Annotated in this window: 11 protein-coding genes; 2 read left to right on the top strand and 9 right to left on the bottom strand. The window is 59.0% G+C overall.

Translation table 11 applies throughout. The features are described 5' to 3' along the window. Window positions 1-55: 55 nt before the first annotated feature. From foxA to ACQG2Q_RS02795, 3 genes are all read right to left on the bottom strand, one after another. On the bottom strand, window positions 56-2,164 hold the full coding sequence (gene foxA, locus ACQG2Q_RS02805) for a ferrioxamine B receptor FoxA (protein ID WP_139154181.1): 2,109 nt from the start codon (window positions 2,162-2,164) through the stop codon (window positions 56-58). A 121-nt stretch (window positions 2,165-2,285) separates the two neighbouring features. Then, complete coding sequence (locus ACQG2Q_RS02800; RefSeq protein ID WP_063849867.1) at window positions 2,286-3,239, bottom strand: helix-turn-helix domain-containing protein; 954 nt, start codon at window positions 3,237-3,239, stop codon at window positions 2,286-2,288. A 138-nt stretch (window positions 3,240-3,377) separates the two neighbouring features. Next, window positions 3,378-3,611, bottom strand: coding sequence for a DUF2171 domain-containing protein (locus ACQG2Q_RS02795; RefSeq protein ID WP_063849866.1), 234 nt, complete (start codon window positions 3,609-3,611; stop codon window positions 3,378-3,380). A gap of 219 nt (window positions 3,612-3,830) precedes the next feature. Between ACQG2Q_RS02795 and ACQG2Q_RS02790 the strand changes: the two genes are divergently transcribed. Further along, a complete protein-coding gene (locus tag ACQG2Q_RS02790) occupies window positions 3,831-4,016 on the top strand; it encodes a hypothetical protein (RefSeq protein WP_010427252.1) in 186 nt (61 codons plus the stop codon). Window positions 4,017-4,054: 38 nt separating this feature from the next. Here the strand turns inward: ACQG2Q_RS02790 and ACQG2Q_RS02785 are convergent, their stop codons facing one another. Together ACQG2Q_RS02785 and ACQG2Q_RS02780 are read right to left on the bottom strand one after the other, a co-directional pair. After that, window positions 4,055-5,176, bottom strand: a complete 1,122-nt coding sequence (locus ACQG2Q_RS02785; RefSeq protein WP_045307858.1) for a cupin domain-containing protein — start codon at window positions 5,174-5,176, stop codon at window positions 4,055-4,057. Between the two features lie 134 nt (window positions 5,177-5,310). Continuing rightward, a complete protein-coding gene (locus ACQG2Q_RS02780) occupies window positions 5,311-5,916 on the bottom strand; it encodes an ATP-dependent Clp protease proteolytic subunit (RefSeq protein WP_022646928.1) in 606 nt (201 codons plus the stop codon). 318 nt (window positions 5,917-6,234) lie between these two features. Between ACQG2Q_RS02780 and ACQG2Q_RS02775 the strand changes: the two genes are divergently transcribed. Beyond that, the gene (locus ACQG2Q_RS02775) at window positions 6,235-6,852 is read left to right on the top strand and encodes a response regulator transcription factor (protein ID WP_022646926.1); all 618 of its coding nucleotides are present in this window, start codon (window positions 6,235-6,237) and stop codon (window positions 6,850-6,852) included. Window positions 6,853-6,855: 3 nt separating this feature from the next. Here the strand turns inward: ACQG2Q_RS02775 and ACQG2Q_RS02770 are convergent, their stop codons facing one another. The 4 genes from ACQG2Q_RS02770 to ACQG2Q_RS02755 are packed head-to-tail and all read right to left on the bottom strand — an operon-like array spanning window position 6,856 to window position 13,333. Next, window positions 6,856-12,441 (bottom strand): trifunctional serine/threonine-protein kinase/ATP-binding protein/sensor histidine kinase, encoded by a 5,586-nt coding sequence (locus ACQG2Q_RS02770; protein ID WP_063849865.1) that lies wholly within the window; start codon window positions 12,439-12,441, stop codon window positions 6,856-6,858. Window positions 12,442-12,450: 9 nt separating this feature from the next. Next, on the bottom strand, window positions 12,451-12,831 hold the full coding sequence (locus tag ACQG2Q_RS02765; protein ID WP_006810275.1) for a response regulator transcription factor: 381 nt from the start codon (window positions 12,829-12,831) through the stop codon (window positions 12,451-12,453). 23 nt (window positions 12,832-12,854) lie between these two features. Next, window positions 12,855-13,115, bottom strand: a complete 261-nt coding sequence (locus ACQG2Q_RS02760) for a XapX domain-containing protein (protein ID WP_045621749.1) — start codon at window positions 13,113-13,115, stop codon at window positions 12,855-12,857. Further along, on the bottom strand, window positions 13,112-13,333 hold the full coding sequence (locus ACQG2Q_RS02755; protein WP_022646923.1) for a DUF1427 family protein: 222 nt from the start codon (window positions 13,331-13,333) through the stop codon (window positions 13,112-13,114). The genes ACQG2Q_RS02760 and ACQG2Q_RS02755 overlap by 4 nt, the downstream gene beginning before the upstream one ends. Window positions 13,334-13,384: the final 51 nt, after the last annotated feature.

Genomic DNA, 13,384 nt, shown 5'->3' with positions numbered 1-13,384 from the left:
AAAACCGATCCCGTAGGCCCGGTAAGCGCAGCGCCACCGGGCATTGGCTAACGACTCAGAATGTCCACGAAACGCTGCCGACAATGCTGCGCTCTGCACCGAAGTAGCAGTAAGAGAGCGAGTTACACGCCGCAACGTAGCTTTTGTCCGTCAGGTTATTGACGTTCAACTGCGCGCTCACGCCCGTGAGCCCCACTTTCGACAGGTCATACCCCACGACCATATCCACCAGGGTGTATGACGGTAGCGTATGGGTGTTCTGACGATCGCTGGCGATCCCGTTGACATAGCGCACGCCGGAGCCGACGGTCAGGCCGTCCAGCGGGCCGCTTTTGACGTCGTAGCTCAGCCAGGCGCTGGCCATGTTACGCGGGGCATAGACGGCGCGCTTGCCCTCCTCTTCCGGGCTGCTCTTCTTGTAGCGAATATCCGTATAGGTGTAGGCCGCCTGCATGCGCAGGCTGTCGGTCAGCTGTCCAATCGCCTCCAGCTCAACGCCTTCGGATTCGATTTCACCGATGGAACGGTACGGATCGGTCGGCTCCTCTTTAGTGGCAATGTTCTTCTGGTTGATGCGGAACACCGAGGCGCTGAACTGGCTGTTCATCCCCTCCGGCTCATACTTCACGCCCGCTTCCCACTGCTTGCCCTTCATCGGATCCAGGATATTCCCCTGCTCGTCGGCAAAGCTGGTCGGCGTAAAGGCGGTGGAGTAACTGACGTACGGCGCGACACCGTTATCAAACAGATACAGCAGCGCCGCGCGGCTGCTGAAGTTGTTTTTATCCAGATCGCTGCGGGTATGGTTGAAGTTGTCGACGTTCGACACGCTCACCTGGTCGTAACGCCCACCCAGCGTGAGGCGCCAGCGGTCAATGGACATCTGATCCTGCAGGTAGTAGCCGGTCTGGCGCAGCTTATGCTTTTCCCTGCTGTACTGGGTGATGTAGTCCGGCTTCGCGCCATAAGCAGGATGGAAAGCGTCAATCGGCGGGAAGCCGCCGTAGTAGCCGATGACGTTGTTGGTGCGGTCCTGGTAGTCCATGCCGATCAGCACGCGGTGGTTCACCTCGCCGGTATCGATGCTGCCGTCGACCTGGTTATCCAGGGTGATGGCGTTCATCTTCTCATCGGAGCCGGAATAGCCGCGGTTCAGCTCGGTGTCGTTCAGCCAGCCTGCGGCATACACCTGGTTCAGCTCGACTTTGGTGTGCAGGTAGCGCAGCTTCTGACGCACGGCCCAGCCGCTGTCAAACAAGTGCTCGATGTTATAACCGACCATGTTTTCCCGACGATCGTACTTGTCGTAATCGTCTTCACCTTCAAAAAAGGTGTTGGAGATTTTCTTACCGCTGTGCGGCACGACGGTGCCCTCATACGGCAGGCCGGAGTGGCTGCCGCCTTCCGGATCGCGGTGCAGGTAGGCCATCAGATCCAGACGGGTATTATCGGTGATACGCCAGGTCAGGCTCGGCATCAGCGCGTAACGCTCTTCTTTGAGCGGATCGAACTGGGAATCGGCATAGCGGGTCATCCCGCTGAGGCGCACCGCCACGCGGTCGTTATCATCAACCGGGCCGGTGACGTCGAACATCGCCCCGCGCTGGTTATTGTTACCGGCGAAGAGCTTGATCTCCCCGCCCGGATCGAACGATGGCTTACGGGAGGTGAGCGCCACGATGCCGCCCGGCGATGAGCGACCGTACAGCACGGAGGCCGGGCCGCGCACGACTTCGATACTGTCCAGGAACCACGGATCAACCACCAGCGAGCTGTGGGAATTGGTGTCGCCCATCATCTTCAGGCCGTCGAGGTAGACGTTGTCCAGGCTGCCGTCCGAGAAGCCGCGCAGCACCATGTAGTCGAAGCGGTTTGATGCCCCAATCTGGTTGCTGTAGACCCCCGGCGTGTAGCTCACGGCCTGACGCACGCTGGTTGCGCCCTGCTCTTCGAACTGCTCGCGGGTGACGATAGAGACCGATTGCGGGGTTTCAATATCCGGCGTTTCAAGCTTGGTGGCCGCAGACTGCATCTGCGAGGTCACCACCACGGTGTCAGTTTTTTGGGCATCCTGCGCCAGTAAAGGAAAAGCGACGCTACCGGTAACCCATCCCACCAGCAGTGCCAGACGCGATTTAGCAAACATAACCCTCTCCAGAGATATTTCTTATTGTTAATAAGAATTATTACCTTTTTGAGGGTGCAAACAGCTATGCGCGCCGCCAGGTTATGTATGCGCGATGCTAAACCGCACGGGATACGTTCGCGCGATGGACAAAATTACGTTAGCGGAATTTGCGCACGTCACCCGGTGAAATCCCGTAATGACGACGAAATGCGGTGGCGAAGTTGGTGGCATGCTGATACCCGCACATCCACGCCGCCTGCTGTACGCTGTGGCCTTCCAGCAGATAGCGACGCGCCAGCGCAAGGCGACAGTCGCGGAGATAATCGAAGAGTGTGCAGCCGTAGCGTTGACGGAACTTGCTGCGCAGGCTGCTTGGGCTCATGGCAGCAAGGGCTGCCAGCTGCGCGAGTGTATGGTCACGTTCAGGAGACTGTTCCAGCAGGCACCGGACGCGTTCCAGACGCGCATGCTCAGGGCGGCTCGGACAGGGCAGCTGGCACTGGTTCAGGCCGTGGCCGAGCAGCTGGTACATGAGCCCCTCCAGCAACAGCTTACGCGAGAGCATGCTTCCCCCCTGCCGCTGTGCATGCTGAATGCCTGACATCACAAACTCGGGAACGTGCCAGACAAACGCGGGGGTATTCAGGCTTTGCCATTCCAGCAGCAGCGACTCAAGCAGGGCTTCACGTCCGGCATCGTGCGGGTACACGCCAAACGAGAGCGTTTTCAGCGTGCTGTCAGCATCGTGACGCGCGCTCATCACCTGATCTTCACTCAGACGCGAGCTGAACGCCATGCCCGGGCGGACGGGATAATCGATACCATTGAGCGTGAGCGTCACGCACCCTTCCAGCACCACCAGCATATAAAGCGGGCTGCTGTGGCGAGAGGTGGTTTCATAGGGCTGTAATACACGTACGTCGGAATGGGTCAGTGAAATGCCGGACGAGAGCGTCATCTCTTCAACATTCCCCTGCAACACGGGGCTGCCGCTGACCTGCTCATCTTTTAGCTGCGGGAAACGGTAGTCGATGCCGTAGCGCTCGCCGAATATTTGAAAATCCTCAACAAAAAATATGCGCTTCGCTGATGTATTTTCACTCTGGAGCATAATTCGGAGCCTGCATCGGGGAAAGGACAGGCAAAACAGTACCATTCATTTGCCATGGCAGCAATCACCGGGCGCAGACACTATTACGCTCCGGACAAAGCCGGAGCGAAGGCGTATATTTCTTTACGAGAAATATATTTATGCTTTCTGCCACTCAGCAAAAACCTCTTTATGGTTTTTGGTCAGGACAACTTTATTATCTTCGACCTTATCGACCCAGCCGAGAGGAATAAAGTGGTGCTTGCCGCCTGATTCCGGGTCGCTCTTCGCAAGCTTGATACGCTCACCATCAAGATGGTCTACAACCCCGACATGCGTTCCGCAGCTGGCGACAACCTGAGTGTGATCCTTAATTGCGCTTTTATCTACCATATTCATTCTCCTGTTTCGGTTATTTGCCTGTTGCACGAAATTAACTGTAGCGCATAAATTCGGACCTGAAATGCGTATTAGCATTTTGAAACATCATTGACAGAACCGAATATTATGTCTATTTAGCGCCGAATTGAAAAAATAAGAATAAGATTAATTATTAGCGACTGATTATTTCCCGTTCATAATTAAAGTATCGCAACCAACGAGGAGGTATTTATGACGATTCGCAACAATCGGACAGAAATTTCGCTGGCTCTTGGTGAAGCGGTCTTAGACATCGTGCAAAAAGGCCATGAGGTATCGCGAGAAAATCTCGCCCAGGCGATGAAAATTAAAGCGGAAAAAGAGCGCGACGATGAGCGGCTTCTGAACTACTGGAAGGCCTGTAATATGCTGGTTTGAACGTAGCGGCGTTTAGTCTGACTAAACGCCGCAGTCTGTTACTCGTCGAAGTACCAGTATCCCTGGTTAATTAATCCGGTCAGCTCTTCCACAAACGCCGGATTATTCAGCGCATCGCCCAGTTCGGCCTGGCCGAGCTGGGTGTAGCGGGACAGCGCGTCCGCCCCGTTCACATCCGCCGTCTCCAGCTGTTCGCTGTTGATAAAGAAGCTGCCGTTGACGTTCAGCACGCGCAGCCCGCTCAGGCGTGAAAGCGTTTCGCCCCCTTGCAGCGCGTCGAGCACCTCGTCTGCGGAATACGGCGGCTCGGCGGCGGCAATATCCAGCTCGTGACGCGGCGTGGAGACGAAGCTGCCGAACCATTTTGTAAAATCATCCGGCTTGCTAATCATGTCGATCATCATCTGGCGAATGCGATCGAGCTCGTACTGCTCCACGCGGCCCGGGTGTTCGCGGCAGGTCAGATCCGGATCGCTGTAGTGCTCGCCACCCAGATCGTTTTCCAGCGCGTAATCGGCAAAGCTGCTGATCAGATCGCGACCGTTCGGCCCGCGGAAACCGACAGAGTAGTTGAGCGCGGTTTCATGGGTGAAGCCGTCATGCGGGAATCCAGGCGGAATATAGAGGATATCGCCCGGGGCCAGATCTTCGTCAATGATCGGCTCAAACGGATCGACGTGCAGCAGGGCCGGATGCGGACAGAACTGACGCATCGGCAGCTTGTCACCCACGCGCCAGCGACGGCTACCCATCCCCTGAATAATAAACACATCGTACTGATCGATATGCGGCCCAACGCCGCCGCCCGGGACGGAGAAGGAGATCATCAGGTCATCGAGACGCCAGTCCGGCAGGACGCGGAACGGACGCACCAGCTCTGCGGCGGGCATATGCCAGTGGTTCACCGCCTGCGCCAGCAGAGACCAGCCGGTTTCACCGAGGTTATCGAAATGCTCAAACGGGCCATTGCTCGCCTGCCACTTGCCGTTAGCATGGCTTACCAGGCGGCTGTCGACTTCCGGCTCCATCGCCAGACCCGCCAGTTCATCAGGGGTAATGGGGTCGACAAAATTCGGGAAGGCATTTTTCAGCACAACGGGTTGTTTTTGCCAGTATTTCTCAAGAAATTCCGGCCAGTCGAGGTTCAGTTGATACGCCATGGTTAGCACCAGTGAGAGGGGAGACAGGCGCGATTATAGAAGAGACAGCCAGGGGGGAACTTGTCATGGGTCAATCGAGCGCGCGTAGGTCGGGTAAGGCAAAGCCGTCACCCGACGCACGCGCGGGCTAAAACTTAATCCAGGTTCAGCTCGTCATAATGGGTGATCAGTTTGCCCACGATGCCGTAGTCCAGCGCTTCCGCCGGTGACATCCAGAAGTTACGGTCGGTGTCCTTCTTCACTTTCTCCAGCGGCTGGCCGGTGGCGTCAGCAATCAGTTTGTTCACGCGTTCCAGCATGCGGATAATCTCGCGCGCTTCGATTTCGATATCCGTTGCCTGACCGCGCACGCCGCCCAGCGGCTGGTGGATCATAAAGCGGGTATTCGGCAGCGAGTAGCGGTGCTCTTTTTTCGCCGCCAGGAAGATGGTGATCCCGGCGCTTGCCACCCAGCCGGTGCCAATGACGTGCACTTCCGGTCGGATAAACTTAATGAAGTCGTGGATGGTGTCGCCCGCTTCCACGTGGCCGCCCTGGCTGTTGATGTACAGCTTGATCGGATCGTTGCTGACGCTTTGCAGCAGGATCATCTGAGTGATGACTTTCTGGGCCAGCTCCTGGTTGATCTCGCCGGAGATGACAATCGAACGGGATTCCAGCAGTTTTTGCTGTAGAGCGCCCGCGCCGCTTGTTCCTTCCGCTTTTTCTTTATCGTCACTGCTTTTCAGTGTGTAGTGCATCGTTATGTCCTCAGCTTGTCGCGCTCAAAATCAGAGTGTAGCCTGTTTTACCCGTCGGCGTCCTCACACAAAACATCGTGGCTCAGGATGAATATCGCCTGTGTCACGCTCTGGCTTCGCAGCCGGAAAGGTCTCTAAAAACAGCGTTCCGATCCTAACCAATTCGCCACATTTTTATTACACTTTCATATCATCTTCATATTGCCGAATGATAATAATTATTAATGTGTTAGTATGAATGAGGATAGCAAACAGTCGCTTACGTTCAAAAAGGCGCATTTTATTCTTGATGGTTTACTGATCACACCGGGGCGGTGAATGGAACACATTGTTTATGTGGTTGATGACGATGACGCTGTCAGGCAGTCCGTTGTTGGGCTGCTGGAATCAGCGGATATACACGCCCTTGGCTTTTCCTCAGCAGAAGCCTTTCTCAGCCATCCCTTTGAGGATCTGCCCTCCTGCGTGATCCTCGATATGCAAATGCCCACGATCACCGGGTTTGATGTCGCAGATGCGCTGAAAGCCAACGGGCGGGAAATACCGATCATCTTTCTCACCGGTCACGGCACTATCCCTATGTCCGTCCGGGCGATCAAAGGCGGGGCCTACGAATTTCTCACTAAACCCGTTGAATCCAGCGCCCTCATTGGCTCTATCGAATCCGCGCTCAGGCTGGCACAGCACAACGCCGCCCGCGTCAAAGAGCACTACGCCCTGAAACAGCGCCACATGTCCCTCACGCCGCGCGAGCATGAGGTGCTTGAGCTTGCCATCAGCGGCAAGCTCAACAAGCAGATCGCCGCCGAGCTGGGCGTCAGTGAGATTACGGTGAAAGTACACCGCCGCCGGGTGATGGAGAAAATGCAGGTCCGCTCCGTGGCCGAGCTGGTCAGGGCCGTCGAGCGCCTGACAAAACATCAGCCAGCGGAATAACCGTTACGCCTCCTGTCCGGCAAGCGGCAACGCGAAGGTAAACACCGTCCCGTACGGATCTCTGCGGCGCGCGCTCAGTTTTCCCCGGTGCCGTTCAATGATGCTGGCGCTGATGGTCAGCCCCATCCCCATTCCCTGCGCTTTGGTCGAATAGAACGAGTCAAAGATCCGCTCGGTGAGCTCCGGCTCAATGCCGCTGCCGGTATCGGCGATCTCAAAGATCACCTTCCCTTCGGCGCAGTTCGCGGTGGCGATCGTGATGCAGCACGGGCGATCCGTCACTTCCGCCATCGCTTCCATCGCATTCATCACCAGGTTAAGCAGCACCTGCTGGATCTGCACGCTGTCGCCGATGATAAAGCTGTCGTCAGCGTTCAGGAGATAATCAACGCTTATGTGTCGCAGCTCAAGTTCGCTGCGGGAGAGCATAATGATGTGGTGGATCAGGAAGTGCAGATCGATGCGCGTAAACGTGGGGTCCTGTTTGCGCGTCAGAGATTGAATGCTGCGGATGATCTCCCCTGCCCGCTCGCCCTCGGCGGCGATCTCCTCCAGCCCCTCTCGCACTTTGTCCAGCCGCGCCGGATCGCGGTTGAGCCAGCGCAGGCTCGCGCCGGCGTTCGAGACAATCGACATCAGCGGCTGGTTGATCTCGTGCGCGATCGAGGAGGTGAGTTGCCCGACGGTGGTGGCCCGTGAGACTCGCGCCAGATCCGCTTGCGCCACCCGCATCGCATCCTCCGCCGCCCGCTGGCTGGTGATGTCGGTAATGATGCCGTAATACTCATTCACCTCGCTGCCCACGCCCACCGGATCGCCAATCCCGAGGATGTAGCGAACGGAGCCGTCGGTGCGGATAATGCGAAACTCCGCGCGCATCGACAGTCCGTCACGCACGCTCTGATTAACGAGGTTACCGATCCGGCCATAATCATCCTCATGCACGAAGGTCAAAAACTCCGCCATTGAGATCATCTTTTGCTGCTCCGGCAGGCCAAGAATACGGGCGTACTCTTCGGACATAAACATCAGATCCTGCACCAGCTCCCAGCGCCAGCTGCCGGTATGGCTGATCTGCTCACCCAGCATCAGCGAGGTCTGGCTGGCGCGCAGCTCTTTCTCCACCCGTCGGCGGTGGATGTTTTCCGCCAGCAGCTCGGCGTAGAGCCGTGCCGTCTCCAGCGAAACCGCCGCCTGCGCGCCCAGCAGGCTGACCACGCGCGAATGTTCGGCGGTAAACACTTCCGGCATCAGGCGGTTTTCCAGATACAGCACCCCCACCAGTCGCGCCTGTTTGAACATCGGCACGCACATCACGGCGGCGCCGGACGTCACCAGATAAGGATCCTGGCTGAACGGGTGAAATTCCTCCGGTTTGCCGGTGCGGATCTCCTGCCCGGTGCGGATCACCGCGGCCAGCACCGACAGCGGCATGTCCGTCGCCATCGGTGTCTCTTTCAGGATGCGAACCCGCACCCCGTCGGTGCTGGTCCAGGCGCTGGCTTCGATCTCCGGGATGTGATTATCGCTGACGCGAAGCAGCAGGCCACGCTGCGCCCCGGCCCGTTCAAGCAGCAGCGTCATCAGGTTTTCAATTAAACGCTCGAGGTTGATTTCTTCGGACAAGGCGCGTGAGGCTTTGATGACGCTCTGTAAATCGCGGATCACCTCGTTCTGGGCAAATGCCACGGTGTCGTACGCGCGGCTCTGCCCGGAGGCCAGCAGATGCGGAAAATCCTGCTCCAGCTGACGAACCTTGGCCTGCGCCCCGGCGCGGCCCCAGGCGGCAATCGAACCGCGGAAATGGGCGTCGGAGGCGGTCGGGTAGCCGCAGGCCAGCGAGAAACGCCCTGCCAGCTCGTGGGCCAGGGCATTGATCGGGTTAAACCCGCCCTCCCGCGAGAGCCGCACCGCCTTTTCATACTGCTCCAGCGCGATGCTGTTCATGCCGTCCAGACGGACGATTTCGGCATAAATCAGCGCCTCTTTATCGGCAAACGTGCCCGGATTGATCCGCGCCCAGAGGGCAATTTTGTCGTAATGGTGATGAATACTGCGGCGATAATCCGCCGAGAAGGTCTCCGGCGAAAGCTGGCGGGAGAGCGCCAGCGCGCTGTAAAAATGGTAATCCAGCAGATGGATATGGCCCGGTGCGGACCACGCATACCAGCCCGCCCTCTCTAAATCCGCCTGCGCGTCGGCGTATTCGCCGCAGGTAAAGTGCGCCATCCCGCGATAGAGCCAGTACCAGAACAGCATGGTCGAGGTCTGCTCGGGCGCCTGCTCCGGCGGTGCGGGCAGCAGATCGTCAGGCAGCGCCTGGGCGGCGCTCCATGTGCCCGTCACCGGCGTGCGTAAAAACTCCACGTAGCGGCGCTGAATGTGCAGAACGGTTTCAATGTCCTGAAAATCCGTTTTACGCACAAAAGCCAGACCGCGATCGATGCTGGTCAACACGCCGTCCAGATGATCGCCCCGGGAGAGGAAGTTAATGATCTGGTGACAGGCCGCGAAGCAGGCCATCGTCATGTCGCCGTGGGTCACCGCCGAGGTAAAGCAGGCCTTGGCGCACTCGATAGTGTACGACAGCGGCTGGGTCCAGACGCTGAGCTGGTCGAGCGGCAGCAGGGTTTTGGCTTCAAAGGCATCATAGCCGTGGCGGTTCACCAGCTCGCGAGCCAGCGTGCCGTACTCAAACCCGAGACGGTATTCGGCGTAGCGGTGGCCAATCAGCACGCCAAACCAGGCCATCGCCGTGGTGGATGCGCCGGTTATGCCGCGATCGAGCGTGAGGTGCATCATCCGGCACAGGAGTAAAAAGTGCAGGCGCGGGCAGGTAAAGCTGGCGAAAATACTGGCGCTGTAAAGCAGGTTCATTACCGCTTCGGTCTCCGCGCTCTCCATCAGCTTAAGCTGAGTAAACGGGTTCTGCGGCGCGTCGGCGGTGCGTTGACAGAACTGCTGCCAGGCCTCGTCACATTCGGCATTTTCCGGGTAGCGGCTGATCTGGATCCCGAACACGCCCAGCCAGCATAACGACGCCTCCAGCGCCAGGCGGATCTCCGACTGGCGCATATAGACTTCCGCCAGCAGGTTAGCGGCCAGCGCTTTCTCCGTCAGCCCGCCCGGTGAGCCGAGGATCGTATCGCACAGCGCGCGCGTGCGCTCCAGGTGCCCGAGCGCGAACTCACAGCCCGCCTCTTCGATATCCAGCATAAAGTCCGAGACCGGACCCGCGTTCCCCAGCGCTCTGGCGGTCTGGATGTAACTTAAGGCGGAAAGGTAATCGCCGGTACGCTTCGCACGCCGCGCGGCCTGGAGGCTCAGCTCACGGAATCTCTGGCGCTGCGGCGCAGGCTGGATGCAGTCCAGCGCGGCGCTGACGTGGTGAACCGCGCGGAACAGCAGTTCGTTACCCGCCGTCTGCCGCGCGGCATCCGCCAGCAGGCTGGCGGTGGTCAGGTGCAGATGGCTTTTCTCGCCCTCATCCAGCAGGGCAAAGGCGGCTTCCTGCACCCGATCGTGGGTAAAAGCGTACGCTTTCTCCGTCAGCACTATCAGCTGAGCGGTAACCGCCGGATGAAGGGCGTAGCGGATTTCCGCCGCCGACTGCCCCACCACGCGGCACAGCATCTCCAGCTCGCCCGTGCAGCCGAGGCAGGCGATGCTGCCCAGCAGGCGGCGCGTCTCATCGGGCATCTCTTTGAGCTGTTCAAGCACCAGCGTCACCACGTTCTCGGTGTAATGCCGGGCGCGGATGGCCTGGAGATCGTAATGCCATTTCCCCTGATATTTGTTGTGCACCACCAGTCCGTCATCGACGATGCGGCGGAAAAATTCCTGAACGAACAGCGGGTTGCCGCCGGTTTTTTCATGGATCAGCGTGGCAAGATCGGAGGCGCCGGTACTGCGGGCATGAAAAATCCCCCCGAGCCAGCGTGCCACGGCCTTCACCGACAGCGGCTGCGGCACGATCGTCATGGCATGCTGCGCCGCCTCCGGCAGGCTCGCCAGCGCGGTCTGCAAGCTGGGATCAGAAAGCGAACTGAGATCGCGGTGCGCCACCACCACCAGCAGCGGGATGGCGCCGCAGGCGCGCAGCAGGTGATCGAGCGTTTGCAGGCTGGCGGCGTCGATCCACTGCACATCATCCAGCAGCAGCACCAGCGGCGCGCCCTGGGTGGCGAAGGTTTTCACCAGCGCCAGCACCATATGGCTGAAGCGCGCCCGCGCGTCGATGGAAAATGTATCCGCAGAGAAACGCGGTTTGTTCTCAAGAAGTAAATTCAGCTCCGGCACCAGGCTGACAGCCAGCTCCTCGAAGCCTTCCAGCGCGCGCGACAGGCGGATTTTCCACGTCGCCACCTCCCCGGCTGGCAGCCCGAGCAGGTGCAGCGTGAGCGTCCGAAACGCCGAACTCAGCACGCCGTAGGGCAGCGTGGGAGAGTATTGATCGACCTTGCCCACCGCCAGCAGCACCTTGCGCTGTTGCAGCGATTTCAGCGTGGTGGCGATCACGGAAGATTTGCCGATCCCCGACGGACCGCCAATCGTCACCAGTTCCGGCGCACCGCTCTGGCTGACCCGCTCAAACGCGGCGATGACGTCGCTGGCCTGCGGATGCGCAGAGAAAAGCGAATCGGCAAGATGGATCGCCGGAGAGCGATCCTGCTGGCCGGGAATAAAGTCGACGATCTCACCTTCGGCGGTCAGCGTCGCCTGGCAGCGCCTGAGGTCGGCAATCAGCCCGTCGACGGTCTGATAGCGATTCTCCGGATTCTTCTCCAGCAGCTTAAGGATAATGGTCGAGAGCATGCCGGGTACGTCCGGACGCACCCGGCCCGGCGCAAGCGGCTCAGAGGCAATATGGTAATGCGCCCAGTTAGTCTGGTCATCAGCGCTCAGTTCAAACGGCAATCGCCCGGTCAGAAGTTCATAAAGCACGATACCCAGACTGTAGAGATCGCTCCGGCTGTCGACGGCGCGCCGGGTACGCGTGGTGTGTTCCGGTGACATGTAGGCGGGCGTGCCGCCAGACGCGGCAAGCCGGGACTGGGAGAATGCGTCGGAAGTGGCGCAGGAAAGACCAAAGCTGCACAGACGGCTGGTGGCGTCGTGATGAACGAAGATCGACCCGGGTTTGATATCGCCGTGGATCAGGTTGTGCAGATGCATCTGGCGCAGGGGACCGCAGATGCGGATCGCCATCTCGATAAAGCGGGCGATCCCGGAAATCGCCTTACCTGCCCGGCACGCCAGCAGTTCAAAGCAGAACGGCGCGTAGACCAGCGCAAAACGTCCGCGGTACTGGGTTGAAGCGACGGGCCGGATAGCCCAGCCGTCATGAAGTCGATCGCGCAGGGCAAACTCGTTTTTAAGCAGCCGCGTTGCCCGCTCCTCTTCTTCATCGCTGACCGCGGTGGCAATAATAAACGAACCGCCGGACTGGGGATGCCGCCCGTTCATCCAGGAGATGCCGCCCTCCTGCGCCAGCACGGTAAAAATAACATCCTCTTTCAGAACAAAAGCCCGCCCTTCATGGAGACTTCCCCGGGCGGGCCAAAATGCAGGCGACGTTTGTTCGTTCATCCGCGATCCTTATTGTCGGCGGGTCAGCTCCCGCTGAATATGATCCAGCAGAATATCGATGTTAATCGGCTTACGCAAAAATGCAGCGGCGCCCAGGCTGAGTGCATACCGCTGCATATTTTCATCCGCATGGCCGGAGATAAACAGTATTGGCGGCGGCGGCGTGGCCAGCAACCGCAGCTTCTCAAACAGCTCGATCCCGTTCATGCCGCGCAGCTTGATGTCGGTGATCACCAGCGACGCGCCGGACAGGGCGAGAGGGTGGCTCAAAAACACCTCTGCCGAATCGAAGGTATCGGTAGCATACCCTTCCGATTGCAGCAGGTTACTGAGCCCGCTGCGAACAGAGCGTTCGTCATCAATGATGGCAATGCGCCACGGCAGCGTCATGCTGTCTTTCCTCAAACAATTCGTTACGCGTCGCGGCTTTCCTTCGCGGGCGTTGGGGGCGCGGTACCGCTGATTTTCGGTACGCATTCATGACGAAACCAGGCCAGGGTCAGCGGTTCGCGGCTCACCAGACGCCGTCCGATGGGGATCAGTTGTTCACCCACCAGCATGCCGAACAGGCCAAGCAGCGCGACGACCGGCGGCGCCGGGGAATGCACGTCGAGCAGGGCGTAAATTACCCCAGCCGCGACCCCGCACACCAGCGAAATAATCCAGGCCTTCATGATGACGCTCCGGTCAGGTGCTGAACGTGGGGAACCGTCACCTGCACGCCAGCGGGATTATCGCGGGATAAAAGATGACGCATCGCCTGTTCCCCTGCCAGCATACCCAGCAGGCCAATCAGCGCCAGCGCGGGCGGCGCGGGGGAACGCACCTTCAGCACGGCATACATCAGGCCAATCAGCACGCCTGCCGCGAGGGATATCAACCCTGTACTCATTGTGAACTCCAGAGAAAAAGGCAGTGACGAGCCGGATGAGGGACCAGCCCG

The sequence above is a fragment of the Enterobacter cloacae complex sp. 370H10 genome (genome assembly GCF_050031535.1).
GTDB lineage: Bacteria > Pseudomonadota > Gammaproteobacteria > Enterobacterales > Enterobacteriaceae > Enterobacter > Enterobacter intestinihominis.
Note: the sequence above shows the minus strand (reverse complement) of the source record. Positions and strands in the feature narration are given on the sequence as shown.